Source organism: Enterococcus sp. R12, assembly GCF_058135755.1.
In genome coordinates, this window is record NZ_JBYUWI010000002.1 from 17,398 (window position 1) to 40,335 (window position 22,938).

A 22,938-nucleotide genomic window follows, 5' to 3' on the forward strand; every position below is an offset into this window, starting at 1 on the left:
AAATAAATTTATCGAACAAGCAAGTGGACTATAAATCCGTCCACTTGCTTGTTCTTGTTAAGGATACATCGGAATGGGACTATCTGAAGTGGTTTCCAATGACTGAAGCCAGTCAAATTCTTCGCTGATTGAGGTAAATGGACTCTTCCCTCCCAGATTTGGACTGCCAGGGGGGCAAATCGATCAAGCTGAAGTGATAAAAGAGTTTGATGCCCAACTGGACTATTTAACTAGGCTTGGCTTAACTATAAGCTACTTTGATACGCATATGCTGCTCGAACTGTATTATCCGGAATTAATCCCGATTTTCCGTGAGTGGACGAATCAAAAAGGCTGATTAATCATCTTGACTGGTACGATCTGAGACAAGACCTAGTACCTCACAGCGTTCCTACTGTAGAAACCGGTTTAAAGCTTTGGATAGATTGGCTGAGTGAACGAACGGAAGACTATCGGTTTACGTTGATGCATCCAATGCTGCCTAGTCGTGAGGAATTGTCATTTACCAATAGTCGTTCATCTATTTATTGATTATGATATGTTGGTTGAATTACTGAATACCATGAAAGACAATGGCCATTTTGAAGAATTCAAACAGCTGGCAAAAGAGGAAGATATTTTCAAGAAAGCTACTTATGGTGAGGGAGATCCTAACAAAGAGAAAAAATCATTTTACGAGGGCCGAATGTACGGGCCGGATGGCATATATTATCGATTAGGAAACAGTATCCTCCAAGAACTGAAAAAGGAAAATGATTCTTCCCAACAAGACAACCCTTTCCGTCCGTCTTCGCTATCAGGTAAACAAAACCCTAACAAAGAAATATACAATAGAATGAAACAGGAGTACTTCAAGGGGAAAGAAACGAATGAAAGTCGATCACCGCCAAAGCGAAATCCAAATGAGCGAATCAAACCATTTAAGGAATCATTCAAGTATCGTCGGTCGGTCACAAATCAAGTCAAACACCTAGAACGGGTGACGAGCAATGAATTTGATCAATTCAAAAATAAAGTAGCTTTTGAAAAGCTGCAGCGTGAAATCGAACAAGCAAAAATGAGTCAAGAGTCAGACCTATTCAATTAGGAGAAAGAGGAAAGTCATGGAAAATTATTACTTTATCAATAGCGTGGATCCAGAGAACCAAATGATGCGTATTCAAGAAGTGGGTGCTGGCGAAATGAGTGCGCAACAGGTACGTATCACGAAAGAGGATGCCGATGTTTATTCTTTAATGTTGGATGAAGCAACGCAAGAAGGGGAGCCGTTGATCGTTCAGCTGGATCTAAAATAAAGTCAAAATCAGCCGTAGAAAAATTTTTTTCGACCAGTACAAATAAAAACCGATTTTCTTTTTTTAGAAAGTCGGCTTTTAATAACGAAGCTAATTTAGTTGAAGTAGTTGCTCAATAATCGAAGAGCTGCCTGGTAAAAATAAAAGTAGACTACCTATGACTAACAAGATCCCTAAAACAAAACAGGCTATTACGAATTTGGTTGATCTAGATACTTCTTTATTTGAAACACTTATGATCAACAAAGTTATACCGACAGCTAACGTTAAAAAATACCAAAATCCCATTGTTATCGCCCACTTTCTTTGAATAGTTTTTACTTTCAAACTGTTTAATAAATTTTATCATAGACAAGAAGAACTAATCCTTGTACAAGAAAAATATATGTAAAGTTTAAACTTTCTTATACTAAATAAACTAAGTATTTAGAAAATTGATCGTAAACCACCTTCAAGGAAACTGATAGAACAATTTAAAAATTGTTAGAGTTACTTTCAATTAGTAAATAGCAGAATAAAAAAAATAAGATCGGCGAAAGCCGGTCTTTTTTTGGAGGGAAATTTGATGGAAGAATAGGACAATAATCGACAAGAAATAGACAATAGTCGATTAGCAAGAGCAAAAAGAAAGTTGGAACGTCTGAAGAGAGACTACAGTGCGCAAATTTCAAGAGTCTTTGACCATCAAGCACAAACAAACGGTCAGCCGAGCTGGTCTATCAAGTAAACGAGGGCGAACATCAAAGAAAAAAGTCTCTCGAACAGTGACTACTTTAATATGAAAAGAGGAAAAACGTGCGATTATTTGATGTTCACCAATTTGAATTACCTGAAAAAGAGGTGATTGATTGGGATAAAACCAAAAGAGAGATCGGATCGATGTTCTCTAGTTATCTTGTTTCAAGAGAAAGGATGGGATTGACGAGGATGTCGCCGATCCATTCAACGTATTCGCTCTTAGACCAAGATATACCAGAAATCAAACACTCTAGCTTTGTTCAAGAAAATCAGCAGTTCAAACAAGAGTTTCTTTATTTTCACCACTTATTTTCTTTGGGTCTGACGGCCATTAGCCATCCATATAAACCAGAAATCACCGATCGGAGACGAAAGATTTTTTTGATGCGTTTTGTCTACGGATTATCAATCATGTGAGCGATCGGATCCATTATCAGAAAAATGTGATCGTCGATGATTCTCAATCCAGCTTACTGCAGTTTGCGAATGCTTTGTCTATTTTAGCTTTAAAAGAACAAGAGATCTCTGCCTGATGTTGGTACTTTTTTCTATTGATCACTTCGGGTTGTGTCCACAACACGGTTTCTGAAGGAGCGATGGTGGTAGCTGGAGCGACTGAAGGAACAAGCTTATTGGCTTAAATAATGTTGATAAAAAAACGCTAAAAACCTTGATAAATATAGGTTTTCAGCGTGGGTTATGGTATAATATGAGTACAGTAAAGTTTGTGACGGTGGCTATCTTTTGGAAGGTGGTGATGCTTATGAAAGTAAGTGTTCACTCTTTAGAAAGGAGAAGCTTTTTGTCTGTAGCTGAAGCATTAGGGCTAATGATTAGTTTCGGTTCTTTAATCGCAACGATCATCTTTGGCATCCTAACAGCAGTGAAAAATGACAAAAAAAAATAACCGTCTACTTTAGCAGGTCACGGTTATTTTCGTTTAAATAATAGTACTGCCACCGTCTTAAACGGTGCTGTAGGGGAGTTGTTCGCGCAACTCCTCTTTACATATTTAGTATAGCAAGATTTCAGTGAAATATCAACCTTTTGCTCTACAGACGTGCCTTGCACGTCTATTTTTTGGCCCTCTTAAGTGGTGGAGGCGGCTGGAACATGGAGGGCAAAAAAGATCACTTTTCTTTCTTAAAAAAGGTCTAATTGCCACCATTGTTCCGAAATATAAACAACCATTTTCTCGGTATTCTTAATCCATCAGGTACTTGAAACACCTTTCATACGCATGAAGAAACTGAGTGAACAATGAAAAATGGTACAACAGAAAATAAGGGCACCTTTTTAGATCTTTTCAGGAATCGGAGGATTTCGTTTAGGGATGGACCAAGGTGGCTACCGATGTGTTGGGTATTGTGAGATCGATGGCCATGTCAGAAAAAGTTATCAATCAATTTTTGACAAAAAACAGTAGGTAGAAATGCATGATATCACAAAACTTTCAGATGAATTTATTCAAGGAATAAAAGGTTTTTCAGATACTATTTGAAATGGTATATTTTTAAAAAAGGAGGATTTTAAATGAAAAAAGTTATTTGGTCAATGCTTATTTTAGGTTCTGTTATTGGTAGCACATCAATCGTATCAGCAGATTCTATCTCTAATAGTGAGGACACCGTGGAACTATCTCCTAAGTAGGAACAAGTTCAAATAGCAGTCGAAAACAATGATGTATTATCGGAGGTTTCATGGGCTTTAGATTATACACAACCTGTACAAATTCAAGCATTAGCAAAAGCGGTAAGTGATTACAGTCATTCAGATTATTTTTCTTCGGTAAAATGGATCACTAGAGATGGTAAAGTATCTTTGAGTATAACTCCTAAGGCTATATTAACCAAAAACCTTCCTTCAGGAAATGGAGGAGCTGCACATATTGGTAACGCTTGGAACAAATTATTGCCTAAACATAAAAATGATAAGAATTGGAAAAACACAAATGGTATGCTAGATCAATATTTGTGTCATGCACAATGGGCCAGTGGTATGAAAACTCCATGGAATATTGAGCCGTGGAGACCAGATGTTAGCTATGCTGCTACTGTTGCAAAGGCATGTAATCCTTAATGAGAATAGTAATTAAAGTTATTTCAAGTATTTTTGCTTTGATCTCGATTTTGCTTGTATTATTTTTGTTTAAAAATCAGTTGACCTCTGGATCAGTATTTTCATATAGTTATTATGAAAAAGAAATCTCTGCAAAAACTTCAGTGACTACTAAATCAGATATTAATAACTTTGACTATGTACTATTTACAAGAGAATCTTGTCCGTATTGCAATGCATTTGCTCCTAAACTATTTTTATCTTCTCAATATGAAGATAAAAAATTCTTGATTATAGATACGGACACAAAAGAAACTAATCCTTCTACTTTATGGTATATTAATGAGTTAGAGATAACCGAAGTTCCAACTACAGTAAATATGAAAACTAAAGAGCGCTTATCTTATACCGATCAAATTGGTAGCATAAATAATTTTTTAGAATAGAGGTTGATTTGATGTTAGAAAATATCGTTTTTTTTCTTACTGTTGTCCCATTTTTGCTACAAGTGTTTTTGTTACTTATAGTCTATAAAAAGGATAATAATCGAGAAAAATATAAAAATTACTTACTTTATATAATTACTATATTGAATATCATTTCAGTTCTTGCATTTTCTGTAATGCAAGGATACCTTGTAGATGCATACGTAATTGAATCAACATACGTAATGTTCGTCCCTGCAGTCCTAACAGGAATCGCTGCTTTAATTACATTTATAAAGATCTAATTAGAAAGAGGACAATTATTGTTCTCTTTTTTGTTAGGATAGGGTGCTCTTGATATTGTCGATTTATTGTGCCGCTAAGACAAAAATAGATGAGAATAATATGGTTTTCTATTTTCAAGTTTAATACAAAAGGGTCAGAAACTTAAGGGTTTATGAGCTCTCTTTGATTGCTATAACTATAAAAGAGTTCAAGATAGAATATTCTTTAACAGTTTTTCTATGCTAAATTAACCTACAGTGAGAGTACTAACTATGCTATTAATTCCTATTTACTTAGAAATTATGAGTAAACAACTTGACCTTATATAGATGGTTGTCTATATTACATATATAGACAACCATCTATATAAGGAGGGTCGAAAAATGAATTATGAATCTCTTTCATTAGTATTAAAATCTCTAGCGAATCCAAATCGTATGAAAATAGTAGATGTGCTTTCTTGCGGTAGTTTGTGTGCATGTGATTTACTTGAATATTTTGATTTTACGCAGCCTACACTTTCTCATCATATGAAAGTACTTGAAAAAGCGGGTGTCGTTTGTGTAAGTAAAAAAGGGCAATGGCACCATTATTCATTGAGGGAAGAATTTGTTGTAGAATTTATGGAATCTATTCAACAATTACTTGTAAATAATGAAGATAACTGTGTATGCAAAGTAAAAGAAGAATCTAAGTAGGAGGAAAGTAAAAATGAAATCAAAAGTTAAAGCTGAAGGGTTAGGCTTTTTTGAAAAGTATTTAACTCTATGGGTAATTTTGTGTATGATAATCGGAATATTGATTGGACAGTTTGCTCCAGCTATCCCTGATACATTAAGTCAATTTGAGTATTTTCAGGTCTCAATTCCAACGGCTATTTTGATATGGTTGATGATTTATCCTATGATGTTAAAAATTGATTTTACCAGTATTGTTCGTGCTGCTAAAAAACCTAAGGGATTAGTTATCACGTGCGTTACTAATTGGCTTATTAAACCGTTTACGATGTATGGCATTTCAGCACTCTTTTTTTATGTGATTTTCCAACAATTGATTCCAATAGAACTAGCAAAAGAATACGTCGCTGGTGCGGTTATTCTAGGAGCTGCACCATGTACAGCGATGGTTTTTGTGTGGAGCTACCTAACAAAAGGTGACTCTGCCTATACTTTGGTTCAAGTCGCAATCAACGATTTAATTATCCTAGTATTATTTGCACCTATTGTTGCTTTTTTGCTAGGCGTTGATAATGTAAGTGTCCCTTTAGCCACTTTATTACTGTCAACTGTTCTATTTGTAGTTGTCCCACTGTTTTTAGGCTTCATTACTCGAGTGTTGATCATAAAAAAAAGAGGTTTAACCTATTTTGAAAATGTCTTCTTGAAGAAATTTGATTCAGTGACGATTATTGGTTTATTACTAACTCTGATCATTATTTTCTCCTTCCAAGGTGAAAGAATTATTTCCAATCCATTGCATATTTTATTGATCGCAATTCCTTTAACGATTCAAACGATTTTAATATTTACAATTGCTTATAGTTTGTCAAGATTTTGGAAGTTGCCACACAATATTGCTTCTCCTGCTGGAATGATAGGAGCAAGTAACTTTTTTGAGTTGGCAGTAGCGGTATCAATATCACTTTTTGGATTACAGTCGGGAGCAACTTTAGCAACAGTCGTAGGCGTACTTGTGGAAGTGCCAGTTATGTTAATTTTAGTTAAGGTTTCTAATAAAACAAAAGACTGGTTCATAAATCCGGAATCTTTGAGTGAAATCAAGAACGTATAAAGGATAGGTGTGGAGAAATGAAAATCATCATTATTGGATCTGTCGCTGCTGGAACAAGTGTCGCTGCAAAAGCAAGAAGAAATACTGAAGATGCAGAGATTGTTTTGTATGATAAAGATATGGATGTGTCTTACGCAGTTTGTGGGATTCCATATGCAGTGGGGGGAGAAGTGGAAAACTTTGATGAACTGACGCCTCGTAATGCTGAATGGTTTAAAAAAAGGTACGACGTAGATATTCATACCTCTCATGAAATAACTCTGGTTGACTATGATAAAAAATTGGTGCACGGAATCAGTCTAATTACAAAAAAATCATTTACCAATAATTTTGATGTTTTAGTGTTGGCCACAGGATCGGTTTATAATACCCCAGAAATATTTGTTAATAGACATTTTGAGAATGTTTTTCAGGTGAAAAATATTTCGAGTGGGAAAAGTATCAAGAAGTTTGTAGATGAAAACGAGCCAAAAAAAGCAGTTGTCATTGGTGCTGGATATATTGGTTTAGAAATGGCCGAGCAGTTACAGAGACTAGGTCTTGAGGTCTCGTTACTTCAACGAAGTAAATATCCCATGTCCCATTTAGACTGGGACATGTCTTCAAGAATCATTAATGAAATGAAAAGGAAAAACATTGCCTTTTTCCCTGAAGAAACCGTCAGAAAAGTTAACGGTGATGGTAGTCTGAAGTCTATTGAAACGGCTAAAGGAACTATCTTTTCGGCAGATATTTTTGTATTAGCTACCGGAGTAAAGCCGAACACCGCATTAGCAAAATCCATGGGAATTAAATTAGGAATTACCGGAGCTATAGAAGTAAACGATAAGTTAGAAACCAATTTTCCAAATGTTTATGCTGTAGGTGATGTTGCAGAAAGTTTTGATCGCATAACTAGGCGACCAATTTATCGACCTTTAGCTTCAACAGCCAATAAAATGGGAAGGATCGCAGGAGATGTTATTACAGGTGGCAATCTACGACACAAGGGAATCTTAGGAACTGGTATTTTACGATTCTTTGATTTAACAATTGCTCAAACTGGTCTCACAGAAAAAGATGCTTTAGCAAATAATATAGCTATTACTACTTTATATAATATTAAACCTAATAAGCCGGACTATATGAATGGTAAAGAAATGGTGATCAAAGCAATCGCAAATAAAGAAAATGGGAAGATACTTGGGGCTCAAATCATAGGTTATGATGGGGTAGATAAGCGGATCGATGTGCTTGCTACTGCTATTTCATTTGGCGCAACTGCTGAAGATTTATTTCACTTGGATTTAGCATATGCTCCACCTTTTTCTACAACAAAAGATCCCATTCATTATACTGGGATGGCTTTGAACAACGATATAAATAATGATACCCCGTTAATGACCCCTATAGAGCTATTGAGAAGAATTGATGGCGGCGAAAAATTACAAATTATTGATACCAGATCAAGAAAACAGTTTGAAACTTCGAAAGTTGAGGGAGCAATTCACATACCTTTAGCTGAGTTAAGAGATCGATATGAGGAATTGGATAAAGAATGTGTGACAGTAACTTATTGTAATAAAGGCGTTACTGGAAATGCAGCACAAAATATTTTACTGAACAAAGGATTTAAACAAGTTTATAATTTATCCGGAGGAAATAAAAACTATCAAGAAGTTTGTGAAACGATACAAAAATTATGATAGAATTCTAAATATTGGAATAATTAGGAAGAAACTTATTTTGAGGTTTGATGTAACATTTGTATTTTTTTTCAAGCTTCATTTTTTTATATATTATGGACTATTAGAGGTGAAATTGAAGATGGTAGATTTAACTAAAATTGAATACCGAGTTTTGATTTCATTATATGAATGCGAGGGAGGGATAACAAAACGTAACTTTGTAAAAAAATACCCAGAATTTAAGCTGAATACAGCTTATTTAGTTATTGATCGGCTAGTAGACAAAGGGTACTTAGAAATGAATTACTCAAAAAAAACTGAATTATCAGAAAAATTGTTTAGTCCAATTAAATCAATAACTGACTTCTATTCTGATATGTTTGGTATTTGCGCTGTTGATCGTACGATGAAAAAAGTAATACGTGAACTAACTGATTATAGTCAAACAAGTTTTATTCTAGATAAAATAAGAGAAGAAAAAAGATATGCAAAATAAATTTATATAGTTGGAATGAAAAGGTAAAATCTCATACTTATAGTCTTAGTATACAGTCAAAAAGAAATGGAGAAATGTCTATGGGACTTTTACATTTGCTTTATGTAATATTGTATTCAATTATAGTAATTAGCTTACTTATTTCCTATGATTTATTTGTAAAAAATTTTAAGAAACTCCATTTACGATATTCTTTTAAAATAATTATTGGTTTAATATTATTTGTATCGCAAATGTATTTTACACTCTCAGATTTTCCACCAACACTAAATATTATAGAACCTAAAAAATTAAAGTATTTTACCCGTGGTGCTAGTTAATTTTTTCCTAGAGGAAAATGTCTAAACATGTTGGTAAATCAACAAAAAAACGCATATAGTAGTCTCAAAACTCCCAAGAAATGAGGACTACATATGCGTTCATCAAAATATACTGAACATTATACAGATACTTTTATAACATTCAAGGAAATTATGAGAACTGTTTCTAACATATACCACAATTGTGTACCAGATAAGATTAAAAACCGAAGAAATACTGATCAACTGAAGCAACGCGATACAGTGATTATTGCTTGTGTTATATGGGGCATAATTAATGGCTATACTAGCCAAAGAGCCACGTATAGAGTGGTTTGTTCCGTCTTATTTCCTAATGGTGACTTTCCTAGTAGGAGTCGATTCACTCGCTTAAGTTCAAACTTAGCTTACACTATCAAGATTATTCGATACTTTTTCATCAAGAAGCTCACCAAAAGTGAACTAGTCGGAATTATAGATAGTTTTCCTAGTCCATTATGTAAACCAGTTAGAAATAGACAAGCAAAACTATTGAATCAAATAGCCAAAGTTGGCTATAACTCAACAAAAAAATCTTATTTTTATGGTCTTAAAATTCATATGATCGTTACTAAGACTGGCTTTCCGATTACTTACTCAATCACGAATCCAGGTGTCCATGACGTGAAAGTGTTAGAGACTTTATCGGAAGAAGCGAATCTTCCCAATATCCTAGGGGACAAAGGATATATTAGCCATAAAATCCATGAAAAGCTTGCCCTTAAGGGCATTACTATATCCGTTCCGCCACGTAAAAACATGGATAAATCAGAAAAACTAGACCACAGCTTACTTGGAAAACAAAGAAAAACAGTTGAGTCTGTTTTTTCTTCCTTAGAAAAATTAGGTTGTCAAAATTTCAACTCACGTTCTGTTAAAGGGCTAGAGAGTAGATTTGAAAGCATATTACTGGCTTACAGTGTTCTATTAAGTCGAGCACAACGACGTTTTGAAGGAACTTTGAGATATTCTTTAGGATATTAAAATTAACTAGCACCACGGGTGATTTATAGTATACTATGTCAAAAGGAGGAGTTAGATGAACAATCAAATCACACTAGCGTATTTAGATTATGATGATCTAGATGCTTTACAAGTTGTAAGTGTTGTCAGTTTTTATGAATCGTTTATCGATGGCGCAGATCCACTTGATATGCAAGGATATTTACAGACACAATTGACAACTGAAATATTGGCAGTAGAATTGGCACAGTCAACCAGTAAATTTATTGGTATTAAGGATCATCAAATACTCATTGGTTATGTGAAAGTCAATGATGAAAAAGATGCTATAGAGATTCAACGGCTCTATCTGCTCAAAGATTATCAAAACAAAGGGTTAGGGCAACGGTTACTCGATGAAGCGAATCGTTATGCTAAAACGAAACAAAAACGTTATTTACGTTTGACTGTTTATGAAAAAAATCATGCAGGTATTCGTTTTTATGAACGTCATGGATTTAAAAAAATCGGGATCAAACATTTTCCTTTAGGAAAACAAGATCGTATTTGTCCGATTTTAGAAAAAGAAATCTAAAAAAACGTCCTCACTTTTGATGCTGAGGACGTTTTTTTAGACTGGTAATGGAACCATAATTCGCTTTCCTTTTTGATAAATCGCTAATTCCGTCACACCTTTTGCTTTTAACAGAGCAAAAAGATCATCGAAATGGAAACGGAAATGTTCAAGGTAATGCCCATCTGATCCAACACTAAACAAGGTACCACCACGTGAAAGATATAAATCGATGACATATTCATATAACGCTAAATTGTCATACAAGTAAGCGCTCTTAGCATTTAATTCGAATGCCAATTTATTTTTGATTACTTGATCTAGAATCGTTAAAAACTGCGCTTCATATTGTTTAAATTCAGCAACGGATAGACCAAATACCCGAAAACCATAGTCAAAATGAGCAAAGACATCTGCTTCTATAACAACTAGTGCTTCTGAAAGTTGTGCAAAATACTGAGGAATCACAATAGCAGGATCCATATCTTTGACTTCGTCATCTAAATAATCAAATTGACCATTATGATGCACACTGAGTAATTTTAAATCGTAATCTTTATCGGCTAAATAGTCGATGATCCGATCCTTTTCAGAAGCGATGTAACCGATTTCGATGCCTTTTAAAACACGATTGCCAAAACGCTTATTTAAGCTATCGATTGTTTGACTGTACATTTCATAATCGGGGATATCATCGACTTTAGTAACAGGATTGGCTAAGTCAAAATGTTCAGTTGTCACGACGTAACCATCGTAGTTTGTTAAATAGTCCTCATTTCTTGGGAGTTTTGAGACTACTGTATGCGTTTTTTTGTTGATTTACCAACATGTTTAGACATTTTCCTCTAGGAAAAAATTAACTAGCACCACGGGTAGTATTTTATATTCTTATATTAAAAAGAAAGATGCCGTTTGCATCTTTCTTTTTTTAGTTAAAAGGGAGAATTTATAAAATTAATGAAGTTTTAGTAATGAATCTATTGAAAAATTTTTTTCCATTAGTAATATTGTCTAATAATCAGAATATTCAGAAAAAGGAGGGGCAATATGTCGGAATTTTTTCAGTGGAAATTAGTTTGGGAATATTTTCCAAAGGTTTTAAGTGCTTTGCCGGTTACGTTGATGATAGTAGCAGTGGCGTCGATTACAGGATTGCTTTTAGGGATTTTACTTGCATTTATTCGTGTCGAAAAAGTGCCATTTCTGAGTCAACTGGCGGCAGTCTTCGTTTCATTTATTCGAGGCACACCGATATTGGTTCAACTGTATGTTGTGTATTATGGTGTACCCGCCTTATTACAAATGATTCAAATCGATGTTTCCTCATGGAATAAAATTATTTTCATCTATATCACCTACGGATTAAATACTGCTGCCTTTCAGTCTGAAACTTTCCGGGCTGCGATTCTAAGTGTACCGGTCACACAGAAGGAAGCGAGTATTGCTTGCGGATTGACGAAAACACAAATGTATCGACAAGTGATTTTACCGCAAGTTGTCCGTGTCGCATTACCTGCATTTGGTACAACTACGATTGCACTGCTGCAAGACACATCGCTGGCTTTTACCATTGGGGTAGTGGATGTTGTCGGCAAAGCGCGAGCGATAGGCGCAGTGACCTTCCATACACTTGAAGGCTATGTCGGTGCGGCGATCTTGTTTATTACCTTAAGCTTCCTCTTAGAACGTGTTTTCACCGGTCTGGAACGTCGGATGAGTTTTTCGAAAACAAAACAACAAACAGCAAAAGTACCACTGATATCATGGACCAAAAAACAGCAAAAAATCAAAACAACATAGGAAAATTTTGGGTAGAGGGAAAGGGAGGAATTCAAATGAAAAAAACGATTTTAGGTGCAATTACATTGGTGACACTTTTTGTTTTAGGGGCTTGCGGAAGCAGTTCTGCCGACACTGCAAGCAGTGGAGCAAGTGATGCAACAGAAATCAAGGTGGGTACTGGGAATGAAGCATTGCCATATGCTTATTTAGACGAAAATGGTGAATATGATGGCTATGATGTCGCCGTCGTTAAAGCAATCGACGAAAAATTACTTGATTATACCTTTACCTTTGAAGGAGCGGATTTCCCAACGACGTTATCAAATTTAGAAAGCAATAAAGTCCAGATGGCTGCCTATGAATATGAAGTCAATGATGAACGGAAAGAAAAATTCGTCTATGGGGATGTTGGGTATGTGGTCTGGGATACGTATATTGTCTCTGATCCAGATGCCGGTACGGTCTACGATAGCTTCGAAGATTTAGCAGGAAAAAAAGTCTATGTGACGACTGCTACTAACCAAGCAGCAATGGCTGAGGCTTATCTGGCAGAAAATCCCGATGCTTTTGAATTGGTTTATGGGGAATACAACAACGAGCAAATCGTACAAGCAGTCACTTCAGGTGCGGTCGATGCAACGTTAGCACCAGAATATCAAGTCGATAATTGGAACAATTCATTTAGTGAAAATCTAGAGATCGGCAGCGAACCAGTCCACAACTCAGATGCCTACTTATTGTTCAACAAAGAAGCTGACCAAGACTTTATTGATGCGGTCAATACAGCATTAGAGGAATTGAAAGCAGATGGAACGATCAAAGAATTATCAGAAAAATATCTAGATGGGGATTACGTCCCAGAATAGGGAGGAATGGCGATGAGTTTTCAATTGTCTATTATGATCGAAGCGCTGAAAACAGCAAGTCATTATATTGGTACGACGCTTTTTATGGCGTTGACCGCACTAGTCATTGGCGCGGTGGTTGGGTTGATCATCGCCTTGATTCGTCTGTATAGGATCAAGATCCTCGCACCAGTGCTGCAAGTGATTGTCACGGTCTTAAAAGGGGTCCCAGTGGTTTTAGTGATTTTAGCGTTATATCTTATTTCTGCTAAACAGTTTGATATTTGGGCGGAGTCGATGCATTGGACTTTGCGATTTAAAGATTTCAACATGGTTTGGATAGCGATCGCCGCCTTGAGTTTAATGTCTGCTATCAATAGCAGCGAGATTTTCAGGGGCGCATTTGCGGCAGTCAAAAAAGGGCAGTTCGATGCAGCCAAATCGATCGGCATGACGAACTTACAAGTCATCCGTCGTGTGCTGCTCCCGCAAGCCTGGCCGATTTCATTGCCCATGTTCAGTAATTTGCTGATCTCGTTGGTTAAAGCGTCGGCCTTAGCTTCCATGGTCAGTGTTGTCGATGTTTTTGCGGCAGCTAAAATCACGGCCCAGCAAAATTATCGGTTTTTAGAAGCGTATGTGGCTGTTGCGATCATTTATTGGCTGATTAGTTTGGTCATCGAAAAAGGGGCACAATTACTGGAAAATCGGCTGTTGCGCAAACTAAGGAGGGCCGCATTATGATGAAAGTAACGGATATCCATAAGCGATTCGGCAAACAAGAAGTGTTAAAAGGGATTGATCTTGATGTCGCTAAAGGCGAAGTAGTCGTCTTATTGGGGCCTTCCGGTTCGGGAAAAACGACCTTCTTGCGTTGTCTCAATTTTTTGGAACGAGCAGATCAAGGTGTGATTCAATTGGGAGAAACCACCACCACATTGCACAAAGCAAGTAAAAAAGAAATATTGACCCATCAACGGCAAACAGCGATGGTTTTCCAAAATTATGCCTTGTTTCAAAATAAAACAGCCAAAGAAAATATCATGATGCCATTGATCGTGACCAAAAAACAAAGCAAAGAAGCTGCCCTGCGAACAGCAGAGGCTTTGTTGGATCAAGTCGGTTTGTCTGAACGACAAGATTTTTATCCTAGCCAACTGTCAGGTGGACAACAACAGCGTATCGGGATCGCCCGTGCGTTGGCGTTGAATCCTAAGGTCATCTTGTTTGATGAACCTACCTCGGCATTGGACCCGGAACTAGTGGGACAGACATTGGCGCTGCTCAGAGAAATTGCGGAAGCCGGTGCGACCATGGTATTGGTGACCCATGAAATGAAATTCGCGTATGAAGTAGCAGACAAAGTCGTTTTCATGGAGAATGGACATATTGTTGAACAAGGCACACCGCAACAAGTATTCGAGGAAACCAAAGAAGAACGAACCAAAGCCTTTTTAGCCCGCTTTACCACACAGCTGGCCGGCTAACAACTATGCAGGGAGGAAATAGAATGGCCTATCAATTCGCACAACGTATCATGACATTAGAAGCATCTCCATTAAGAGAGAATGCAAAAAAAAATATGGAGTCTGCAGCAGCTATTTCCTTTGCTTACGGATTTCCACCGACAGAAGCATTTCCAATGGCTACATTGAAAGAGATCTCGCAAAAATTATATAACGAAGCGGACCCAGAGTCTTTCTTGCAGTATGGGGCATCAGAGGGGTATCCGCGCTTACGGACCTTGATCAAAGAACGTTTGCGTCAATTGTCAAATATCGATAACGAAGAGGAGGTGCTGGTGGTTTCGGGCTCGACCCAAGCCATGGATTTGGCGGTAAAAGTCTTTTGTAATGAAGGCGATGTGGTGTTATGCGAGGAGCAAACATTTTCCGGTGCGGTGAATGCTATCAAAGGATATGGGGCGATACCAGTGCCGGTACCGATGGATCTTGCAGCAGAATCAATGGATCTTGACGCTTTAGAAACAATCCTCAAAACAGACGCAAGAGTGAAAATGTTGTATCTGATCCCCACTTTCCAAAACCCTTTAGGCACATCAATGCCATTGGAAAAACGTAAAGCCATTTATGCATTGGCATGTCAATATGATGTGCTGATTTTTGAAGACGATCCTTACGGTGAGTTGTTGTATGAAGGTACACCGATCCCTAAGATGAAAACATTAGATACCGAAGGACGAATCATTTATGCGGGATCTTTTTCAAAAATTTTGGCACCCAGCAGCCGGATTGGTTTTATGATGGCTGCTGGTCCTGCAATGGAAAAATTGATTTTGGCCAAGCAATCCGCCGATTCCCACACCAATTTTTATTGGCAAGTGGTATTGGCCGAATATATGGATCATCATGATTTCGAAGGTCATGTGGCCCAATTGACCTTGTTGTATCAAGAGAAATATGCCCGCATGCTGCAAGCATTACAGGCACTGCCAACGGATAAGCTTACCTTTATCAAACCAACAGGCGGCTATTTTATCACCTGTTTCCTATCGACTGAGATGGACGCAGAGCGGTTCTATGATTACCTTGATGAGGCGAAAGTTGCGGTCATTCCAGGCAATATCATGAGTGTTGCGGGAAAAGGCTATGAGCATTCATTTCGGCTGAATTTTACGAAGCCGACATTGGCACAGATCGATCAAGGGATCGCTTTATTAGGTGATGCGTTGGAATACGCTATGCCGCCAGCATATGAAGGGGTCATTTAGGAGGTGTTGCCAATGAAATTGATTTATTACGGGGTAAGTGAAGAGGAAATTGCTTATATCGAACGGTGGCAATTTATCCACAAAACACCAGTGACGATCGTAATGGAGGGCTTGTCTTGGGAGAATATCCATTTGGCAGCAGGGCACGACGGCATCTGTTTGTATCCTAGTCTGGCTATGCAGCAAGATGAGTCCCTGTACCAACGCTTGCATATTTTAGGGATGAAGCAGTTATCGATCAAATCAACGGGGGTCGACGGTGTTCGTTTTGACTGGGCGCAAAAGCATCAGTTGACGGTCACCAATGTCCCTTCTTATAGCCCAACATCGGTGGGCCATTACACTGTGATGTCGATCTTGATGGTTTTACGCAATATTCCAGCAATGATCAAAGGAAAACTTGATCGACGGTCTGTGATTGGTCGGGAGCTACAAGACGTAACAGTCGGTTTGTTAGGCACTGGTCGAATCGGTGCTCTAGTCGCAGAAGCGATTTATCATATGGGGGGACATGTGATTGCCACTAGTAGGAGTGAAAATCCTCGGTTGAAGGGGATTGTCGAATATGTGTCCTTTGAGACCTTGATTGCTGCATCGGACGTCTTGTCGATCCATATCCCGCTGACAAAAGCATCAGAAGGGCTATTTTCGGCCTCTGTTTTTGCACAGATGAAGCCTGGCAGTTGTCTGGTCAATACGGCACGTGGGGGAATCGTTGATACGGATGCGTTGATTGCCGCACTCGCGCAAGGGCGTTTGTCTGGTGCTGTATTAGACGCTATCGCCAATGAAGAACGGTATTTTTCAGTTGGGTGGGATCAAAATCCTTATTATCAACAGCTGAATCAACTGCCAAATGTGCTTTTGACCCCGCATATTGCGTATTATACCCAATTGGCTGTACAAGAAATTGCAGAAACAGCTTTGAACAATGCAAGAGATATTTTGCTAGAAGGACAATCTGCCAATACGATCGCGCTTTGAGCGATAGAAAAGAAAGGGTGGGAGTATGCTGCAAGCAGAAATCAAAGGATTGAAGAAGTCTTTCGATAAACAAGTCATCTTAAAAAATGTTGGCTTACAAATTGAACGTGGGGAAGTTGTATGCATCATTGGTCCTAGCGGCTCTGGAAAAACGACCTTTTTGCGTTGCTTGAATTTGTTGGAGCAGCCTGATGCGGGGAGTTATTCTATCGGTGACTTCCAGTATGATCTCGCACATATTGGCAAAACCCAACGATTGGAGATTGCCCGCAAAACAGCGATGGTCTTTCAATCCTATGAGCTGTTCAGCCACATGAATGTGTTGCAAAATGTGGCGGAAGGACTACGCACACCACGGCGTTTCCCAAAAAAACTGGCAGAAAAAGCAGCGTTATCTGCCTTAGAAAAAGTGGGTTTGGCAGATAAAGCTATGATGTATCCTAGTCAACTGTCTGGCGGACAGCAACAACGTGTAGGTATCGCCAGAGCGATGGCTTTGACGCCAGAATTATTACTGTTTGATGAACCCACTTCAGCGCTCGATCCAGAACTTGTCGGTGATGTCCTAAATGTCATGAAGCAACTGGCTGATAGTGGGCAAACGATGATCATCGTGACGCATGAAATGCAATTTGCACAAGAAGTCGCGGATAAAGTGATATTCATGGCGGATGGTGTGGTGGTAGAAGCGGGAACACCAGAAGAAATTTTTGAGGATCCGCAAGAAGAATGTACACAGCAATTTTTGACACAAGTACGTTTTCAATTAGCTGTATAGAAGCGAGGCACAATATGGAAAAGGTGAACAGCTCTAGTCGGCTTTGGTCGAAAGATTTTTACTTAGTGATGGTGGTCACGGTACTAGCAATGACAGCCATCACGACCCAAATGGGGACTATGCCGTTATATGTTGCTTCTTTAGGTGGTTCTAAAGCAGTATCCGGCGCCATTGTAGGTGTCTTGGGGCTATCTGCTTTGTTTTGCCGTTTGCCAATCGGTGTGGCATTGGATCGATATGGACGCAAAGTCTTGCTTTGTATGGGATTAGCCATTCTGTTGATTGATTTTAGTTTATTGAATCTGCTGCAGGGGCTATTGATGCTTTTTTGTCTGCGCATCTTGCAAGGGGTGGGCAATAGTTTGCAAGCGACAGCAGCAGCGACGATGGCAGTTGATACGATTCCTGAAGGCAAATTAGCAGTCGGATTGGGGTATTTCATTATCGCCCAGGCTGTGCCGAGTGCCATCGGCCCGTTGATAGGACTTGCTGTTGTAGAAAATTATGGATTTCCTGTACTTTTTCGGATGGCTGCCTTGTTGAGCGGAACAGCTTTTTTGTTGAGTTTCTTTTTGAAAGAACAGCCCTTTTCACGGAGGAATACGCACTCTGGCGAAGCGAAATCATCGTTACGAGAACTGCTTCGCATCAAAGCGGTTGTGTTTCCTAGCGGTATCCTTTTTTTGATATGCTTTGCCAATTCTGGCGTGGTGGCGTTTATTGCACAATATGCCCTTGAACGTGAGATTATCGGCGCAGGCTATTATTTTACGGTCATGTCGATCATGACGGTCACAACACGGGTCGTATTTCCACGTTTGCTCGCCAAAATCCAAACGGCTACATTGATTTATGGCAGTTTATTATTGATTTTGGTTTCTTTTTGTCTGTTGCCATTTACGACACAGCTCAGTAGCTTGCTTCTGGCCGCGAGTTGTTATGGTGTCGGTTATGCCGGCTTATTGCCTGTGATGAATACGATTGTATTAGAATCGGTGTCTGAGGCGCAGCGAGGGCAAGGGACAGCGGTATTTTCAGCAGCCTTAGATGTAGCTTATGGAGGTGGGGCTTTTTTGTGGGGAATCATCGCCAGTCTTTTTGGCTTTGACATGATGTTTTTTGGGTGTGGTCTGTTTGCTTGTGGGGCGATGATTGTTTATCGCTATTTCCAATTATCTCAGCGTTGATGTTAGGAAATTTAACATAGGATGTAATCTGCAACTTGCGCTTCTGTTGTTTTCTCGATAAACTGAGAAAATAATGAGAACGGGGGATGATTATGGATAACTTAGACCGCAAGATACTGAACATCATGCAGCAAAATGCCCGAGTCACTGTCAAACAGATCGCAGAGCAATGCTTTATTTCATCGCCATCTGTTTCTGTGCGGGTACAAAACCTTGAAACCCTTGGGTATATCCGTTCTTATCAGGCACTGATCGACTACCAAAAACTTGGTTATCTGATCAAAGCGTATGTCCATTGCGCAGTGAATGCCAAAGATAAAGAAGCCTTCTATGCCTATATCGCAGACATCCCAAATGTGATCGAGTGTGACTGTATCACTGGAGATTATTCTATGCTCTTGAAGGTTTATTTTAGTGATACGGTCGTCTTGGATCGGTTTATCACAGATTTGCAATTTTATGGGGATACCAAAACCCACATTGTATTTTCAACGAATGTCGGACCACGAGGGTTGCAAGTGCCAGTCGATGACCAGTGACCCCTGTATATAAAAAAAGCGTGCCTGTCTATGTGAGATAAGCGCGCTTTTTGGGTTTTCAGAATTGATATCCTCGAGAGGGAACTGGCGTCGAGAAAACGATTTGGGTGTTGGTTCGACCGAATTTTTGCAAGTCATTGATAAAGCTGTCCAATGATTTGGTAGAAGGGAAAACGACTTTGATTAACATTGAATAAGGGCCGGTGACACAATCACATTCCAACACATTGGGGATCGCCTGTATGAAAGGATAGAAACTTGCTTTTTGCTGTGGTTCGATCGACAGGTGGATAAATGCTTTGATCGGCAAGCCGGCTTGTTCATAGTCAATCGTCGCTTGATAATACAACAATTGCTCGGTTTCTTCTAAATGTTTTATTCGTTGGGAAACAGCAGGTGCAGTGATGAATAACGCTTCACTTAACTTTTTGATCGATAACCGACCATTTTGCTGCAACAGATTCAACAACTTTTTATCTAGTTCATCCAAATACTTTCCTCTTTTCTGTTTTTGTACTGTTTCTCTTTGTTTTTCAAAGTGAAAGGAATCAATCTCAAGGATTAACAAAGAGATGGCTGAAAAGGCTCGTGTCTTTTTCTCTTATGTGATATTTTATCACATATAATACAAAAAGGGGCGTTTAAATCATGATGAGGATCGAATCAGATACAATTGGCAGTCTACCTATATACGAGGGGGCTTATTATGGTATTCATAGTTATCGCGCAAAAGAAAATTTTGCTTTCACTGATCAAAAAGTTGATCTGACGATGATCAAACAAGTAGCACGTATCAAAGCCGCAGCTGCGCTAGCCAATCAACAATCTGGCACGCTATCCAAAGAAAAAGCACAAATCATTGTGACTGCTGCGGAAGAAATCATCATGGGCAAGTGGGATGAAGAATTTATTGTTGATACATTTCAGGGGGGAGCAGGAACATCCACCAACATGAATGTGAATGAAGTGATCGCCAATCGCGGGTTAGAATTGATGGGGCATAAGAAAGGGGAATATCAATATCTTCATCCTTTAGACGATGTCAATCAAAGCCAATCCACCAATGATGTCTATCCTAGTGCTGGGAAACTGGCTTTGCTTGTATATATTGAACAATTGGATGAAGCGCTGGTACAGTTGATTGACAGATGGCATATGAAAGCGAAAGAAGTTCAGCACGTGGCAAAAATGGGGCGAACCCAACTGCAAGAGGCGGTGCCAATGACAGTAGGGGAAAGTTTCGCTGCATATGCCCACAGTTTGACGCGTTGCCGTGAACGGCTGCACCACTTATCGGCAGAACTATTGACCTTAAATATGGGTGGGACAGCCATTGGGACAGGTCTTAATGCGTCCTATCGCTATCAAGAATACCTCTATCAAGAATTGAACCGACGTTTTCCAAGACCCTTACGGCCAGCGAATGACCTGATTGATAGTACACAGCATACCGACAGTTTCGCCTCGATTTCAGGTGGATTAAAAACGATTGCCATCACATTGAACAAAAGCGCCAATGATCTGCGTCTCTTAGCCAGCGGTCCGCGAACTGGTTTTCATGAACTCAACTTGCCAGCAAGACAAGCAGGCTCATCGATCATGCCGGGCAAAGTCAATCCAGTCATTCCAGAAGTTATCAGTCAAATTGCATTTCAAGTGATTGGAAATGACGGTGCCATCACCTTTGCGGCAGCTTCCGGAGAATTGGAATTGAATGCTTTTGAGCCGGTGATGTTCCATAATTTATTTGAATCATGTCAACTGTTGACTAAAGCGTGTCAAATTTTTGCCGATAAATGTGTGGCAGGTATTACCGTCAATGAAACAGCTTGTTTGAAAGCTGTAAATAACAGTACAGGGACTATTACAGCCCTTTCACCGCAAATTGGTTATGAAAAAGCCACTGCTTTTGTCAAAGAAGCATTGGAAAAAAATTGTTCCATCGAGGAGCTATTAAAGCAAGAAGAATTCTTGCGGACAGAAACTTATCAGTAAGGAAAAACTGAAATATCCATATACCTAAAAGCATAAAAAAAATAAAAAACTTATCTGTAGTAGGGATTTGTGTCTGGTAAAAGACACTCAATCTCGCTGAGGATAAGTTTTTTAGATTTTTGTCAATGAGTCAAACAAAAGTATGGTAATCCATCTTAAAATTTATATAGACAGAATGATATTCAGTTTAACTCAGGAGAGTGTAAAATATTTTGTGTAAATAGAAAAAAGGAAGTCCCTTCTGTAGAATAGAGTTACCACAACACATTCACAGAAGAGAGGACTTCCCTATGAACGATTTTACTACAGAAATTCTAAAGACTCTAGCGAACAAAGGCGATTTGAATGAATTATTCCGTGTCCATTTGGAGAAAGCAGTCAATACGCTTCTCAAAACGGAGTTAACGGCTTTCATAGATTACGAAAAGTATGATCGCATTGGTTGTAACACGGGTAATTCTCGTAACGGCTCCTATGACCGTACGGTCAAGACCGAGTATGGGGAACTTCATCTCCAGATTCCGCGCGACCGCAATGGTGAGTTCAAGCAACAGACTGTTCCTGCTTATAGACGGACGAATGACATGTTAGAGGAGACCGTCATTCACCTCTTCCGAAAAGGTATTACCATGTCGGAAATCGCAGACTTGATTGAGAAAATGTATGGGCATCACTACACGCCCCAAACCATGTCCAATATAACAAAATCATTTACAGAAGAGGTAACGGCGTTTAAAGGGCGGGAGCTTCATGACCGTTATGCTGCTATTTATATGGACGCAACGTATATTCCGTTAAAGCGGAAAACCGTCGCCAAGGAAGCTATTCATATCGCAGTTGGCATTCGCCCGGACGGATCAAAGGAAGTATTGAGCTATGCGATTGCACCGACTGAATCCATCACGATTTGGGAGGAAATTTTATTGGACCTTCAAGAGCGCGGTTTGAAAAATGTCCTCCTGTTCATCACGGATGGCTTAAAGGGGATGGTAGGAGCGATTAGTCGGTTCTATCCCAAAGCTCGTTTTCAACATTGTTGTGTACACGTTTCCCGTAATATCAGTCACAAAGTGCGTGTCGATGATCGTAAGGAAGTCTGTGATGATTTTAAAATGGTGTATCAAGCCTCATCTAAAGAGGTGGCGTTGGAAGCACGTGGTGCTTTTGCGGAAAAATGGAAAACCAGCTATCCAAAAGTGGTTGAATCGATTCTTTCGAACGATCACTTGCTCACTTTCTATGATTTCCCCTTGGCCATACGCAAGAGTATTTATTCTACGAACTTGATTGAATCCTTTAATAAGCAAATCAAGAAATACAGCCACCGCAAGGAACAGTTCCAAAACGAAGAGTCGATGGAACGTTTCTTAGTCTCGTCTTTTGATACTTACAACCAAAAATTCCTAGGTCGCAGTCATAAAGGCTTTCAACAGGCCGAAGGCGAACTTGAACAAATGCTAAGCCAACTGATTGAGAATTAGAAACAAT

The 22,938-nt window shown here is 38.8% G+C and carries 27 protein-coding genes; 25 read left to right on the top strand and 2 right to left on the bottom strand.

The features are described 5' to 3' along the window. The first annotated feature begins 163 nt into the window (after positions 1 to 163). From ACTW1R_RS16840 to ACTW1R_RS16905, 14 genes are all read left to right on the top strand, one after another. Positions 164 to 337, top strand: a complete 174-nt coding sequence (locus ACTW1R_RS16840; protein ID WP_421758328.1) for a ChbG/HpnK family deacetylase — start codon at positions 164 to 166, stop codon at positions 335 to 337. 201 nt (positions 338 to 538) lie between these two features. After that, positions 539 to 1,087 (top strand): relaxase MobL, encoded by a 549-nt coding sequence (gene mobL, locus ACTW1R_RS16845; RefSeq protein ID WP_225582131.1) that lies wholly within the window; start codon positions 539 to 541, stop codon positions 1,085 to 1,087. Positions 1,088 to 1,103: 16 nt separating this feature from the next. Next, the gene (locus ACTW1R_RS16850) at positions 1,104 to 1,295 is read left to right on the top strand and encodes a hypothetical protein (protein ID WP_002314345.1); all 192 of its coding nucleotides are present in this window, start codon (positions 1,104 to 1,106) and stop codon (positions 1,293 to 1,295) included. Positions 1,296 to 2,090: 795 nt separating this feature from the next. After that, positions 2,091 to 2,450 carry a transcriptional regulator gene (locus tag ACTW1R_RS16855; protein ID WP_225582132.1) on the top strand — a complete coding sequence of 120 codons (360 nt, stop codon included), beginning with the start codon at positions 2,091 to 2,093 and terminating at the stop codon, positions 2,448 to 2,450. A gap of 346 nt (positions 2,451 to 2,796) precedes the next feature. Further along, positions 2,797 to 2,940, top strand: a complete 144-nt coding sequence (locus ACTW1R_RS16860; RefSeq protein ID WP_221928441.1) for a putative holin-like toxin — start codon at positions 2,797 to 2,799, stop codon at positions 2,938 to 2,940. A 426-nt stretch (positions 2,941 to 3,366) separates the two neighbouring features. Continuing rightward, positions 3,367 to 3,459 carry a hypothetical protein gene (locus ACTW1R_RS16865; protein ID WP_139016457.1) on the top strand — a complete coding sequence of 31 codons (93 nt, stop codon included), beginning with the start codon at positions 3,367 to 3,369 and terminating at the stop codon, positions 3,457 to 3,459. Between the two features lie 395 nt (positions 3,460 to 3,854). Continuing rightward, the gene (locus ACTW1R_RS16870) at positions 3,855 to 4,112 is read left to right on the top strand and encodes a DUF2599 domain-containing protein (protein ID WP_249641319.1); all 258 of its coding nucleotides are present in this window, start codon (positions 3,855 to 3,857) and stop codon (positions 4,110 to 4,112) included. Next, a complete protein-coding gene (locus tag ACTW1R_RS16875) occupies positions 4,112 to 4,537 on the top strand; it encodes a thioredoxin family protein (protein ID WP_118214683.1) in 426 nt (141 codons plus the stop codon). Before ACTW1R_RS16870 ends, ACTW1R_RS16875 begins: the two co-directional genes overlap by 1 nt. A 647-nt stretch (positions 4,538 to 5,184) precedes the next feature. Next, on the top strand, positions 5,185 to 5,499 hold the full coding sequence (locus ACTW1R_RS16880; RefSeq protein WP_005225242.1) for an ArsR/SmtB family transcription factor: 315 nt from the start codon (positions 5,185 to 5,187) through the stop codon (positions 5,497 to 5,499). A gap of 13 nt (positions 5,500 to 5,512) precedes the next feature. Continuing rightward, on the top strand, positions 5,513 to 6,592 hold the full coding sequence (arsB, locus tag ACTW1R_RS16885; protein WP_118214687.1) for an ACR3 family arsenite efflux transporter: 1,080 nt from the start codon (positions 5,513 to 5,515) through the stop codon (positions 6,590 to 6,592). Between the two features lie 17 nt (positions 6,593 to 6,609). Next, positions 6,610 to 8,277: an FAD-dependent oxidoreductase gene (locus tag ACTW1R_RS16890; RefSeq protein WP_301969551.1), complete on the top strand. Its 1,668-nt coding sequence runs from the start codon at positions 6,610 to 6,612 to the stop codon at positions 8,275 to 8,277. A 121-nt stretch (positions 8,278 to 8,398) separates the two neighbouring features. Beyond that, positions 8,399 to 8,755 carry a hypothetical protein gene (locus ACTW1R_RS16895; RefSeq protein ID WP_225582134.1) on the top strand — a complete coding sequence of 119 codons (357 nt, stop codon included), beginning with the start codon at positions 8,399 to 8,401 and terminating at the stop codon, positions 8,753 to 8,755. Between the two features lie 413 nt (positions 8,756 to 9,168). After that, positions 9,169 to 10,077 (top strand): IS982-like element ISEfm1 family transposase, encoded by a 909-nt coding sequence (locus tag ACTW1R_RS16900; protein WP_213357279.1) that lies wholly within the window; start codon positions 9,169 to 9,171, stop codon positions 10,075 to 10,077. A 55-nt stretch (positions 10,078 to 10,132) separates the two neighbouring features. Further along, positions 10,133 to 10,630 carry a GNAT family N-acetyltransferase gene (locus ACTW1R_RS16905; RefSeq protein ID WP_489927562.1) on the top strand — a complete coding sequence of 166 codons (498 nt, stop codon included), beginning with the start codon at positions 10,133 to 10,135 and terminating at the stop codon, positions 10,628 to 10,630. A gap of 36 nt (positions 10,631 to 10,666) precedes the next feature. Here ACTW1R_RS16905 and ACTW1R_RS16910 read toward each other — a convergent pair whose 3' ends face one another. After that, positions 10,667 to 11,350 carry a PHP domain-containing protein gene (locus ACTW1R_RS16910; protein WP_213357278.1) on the bottom strand — a complete coding sequence of 228 codons (684 nt, stop codon included), beginning with the start codon at positions 11,348 to 11,350 and terminating at the stop codon, positions 10,667 to 10,669. Positions 11,351 to 11,656: 306 nt separating this feature from the next. On the opposite strand from ACTW1R_RS16910, the gene ACTW1R_RS16915 reads away from it, so the two are divergent. From ACTW1R_RS16915 to ACTW1R_RS16955, 9 genes are all read left to right on the top strand, one after another. Continuing rightward, positions 11,657 to 12,409 (top strand): amino acid ABC transporter permease, encoded by a 753-nt coding sequence (locus ACTW1R_RS16915; RefSeq protein WP_003125416.1) that lies wholly within the window; start codon positions 11,657 to 11,659, stop codon positions 12,407 to 12,409. A 35-nt stretch (positions 12,410 to 12,444) separates the two neighbouring features. Further along, a complete protein-coding gene (locus ACTW1R_RS16920; RefSeq protein ID WP_081117244.1) occupies positions 12,445 to 13,257 on the top strand; it encodes a transporter substrate-binding domain-containing protein in 813 nt (270 codons plus the stop codon). Between the two features lie 12 nt (positions 13,258 to 13,269). Further along, on the top strand, positions 13,270 to 13,980 hold the full coding sequence (locus ACTW1R_RS16925; protein ID WP_021150492.1) for an amino acid ABC transporter permease: 711 nt from the start codon (positions 13,270 to 13,272) through the stop codon (positions 13,978 to 13,980). Continuing rightward, positions 13,977 to 14,723 carry an amino acid ABC transporter ATP-binding protein gene (locus ACTW1R_RS16930; protein WP_054114517.1) on the top strand — a complete coding sequence of 249 codons (747 nt, stop codon included), beginning with the start codon at positions 13,977 to 13,979 and terminating at the stop codon, positions 14,721 to 14,723. The genes ACTW1R_RS16925 and ACTW1R_RS16930 overlap by 4 nt, the downstream gene beginning before the upstream one ends. A gap of 23 nt (positions 14,724 to 14,746) precedes the next feature. Further along, on the top strand, positions 14,747 to 15,967 hold the full coding sequence (locus ACTW1R_RS16935) for an aminotransferase-like domain-containing protein (protein ID WP_005470347.1): 1,221 nt from the start codon (positions 14,747 to 14,749) through the stop codon (positions 15,965 to 15,967). 12 nt (positions 15,968 to 15,979) lie between these two features. Next, on the top strand, positions 15,980 to 16,951 hold the full coding sequence (locus ACTW1R_RS16940; RefSeq protein WP_118214693.1) for an NAD(P)-dependent oxidoreductase: 972 nt from the start codon (positions 15,980 to 15,982) through the stop codon (positions 16,949 to 16,951). Positions 16,952 to 16,976: 25 nt separating this feature from the next. Beyond that, positions 16,977 to 17,729, top strand: coding sequence for an amino acid ABC transporter ATP-binding protein (locus tag ACTW1R_RS16945; RefSeq protein WP_060792673.1), 753 nt, complete (start codon positions 16,977 to 16,979; stop codon positions 17,727 to 17,729). 14 nt (positions 17,730 to 17,743) lie between these two features. Next, entirely contained in the window at positions 17,744 to 18,916 is a 1,173-nt protein-coding gene (locus ACTW1R_RS16950) for an MFS transporter (protein WP_213357277.1), read from the top strand. Positions 18,917 to 19,008: 92 nt separating this feature from the next. After that, positions 19,009 to 19,455: an Lrp/AsnC family transcriptional regulator gene (locus ACTW1R_RS16955; RefSeq protein WP_005470356.1), complete on the top strand. Its 447-nt coding sequence runs from the start codon at positions 19,009 to 19,011 to the stop codon at positions 19,453 to 19,455. A 58-nt stretch (positions 19,456 to 19,513) separates the two neighbouring features. On the opposite strand, the gene ACTW1R_RS16960 is transcribed toward ACTW1R_RS16955, so the two are convergent. Continuing rightward, positions 19,514 to 19,945 (bottom strand): Lrp/AsnC family transcriptional regulator, encoded by a 432-nt coding sequence (locus ACTW1R_RS16960; protein ID WP_003125427.1) that lies wholly within the window; start codon positions 19,943 to 19,945, stop codon positions 19,514 to 19,516. 158 nt (positions 19,946 to 20,103) lie between these two features. Here ACTW1R_RS16960 and ACTW1R_RS16965 point away from each other — a divergent pair, with 158 nt between their 5' ends. After that, the gene (locus tag ACTW1R_RS16965; protein WP_081117241.1) at positions 20,104 to 21,450 is read left to right on the top strand and encodes an aspartate ammonia-lyase; all 1,347 of its coding nucleotides are present in this window, start codon (positions 20,104 to 20,106) and stop codon (positions 21,448 to 21,450) included. Between the two features lie 290 nt (positions 21,451 to 21,740). Next, positions 21,741 to 22,931 carry an IS256-like element ISLgar5 family transposase gene (locus ACTW1R_RS16970; RefSeq protein WP_213357276.1) on the top strand — a complete coding sequence of 397 codons (1,191 nt, stop codon included), beginning with the start codon at positions 21,741 to 21,743 and terminating at the stop codon, positions 22,929 to 22,931. Positions 22,932 to 22,938: the final 7 nt, after the last annotated feature.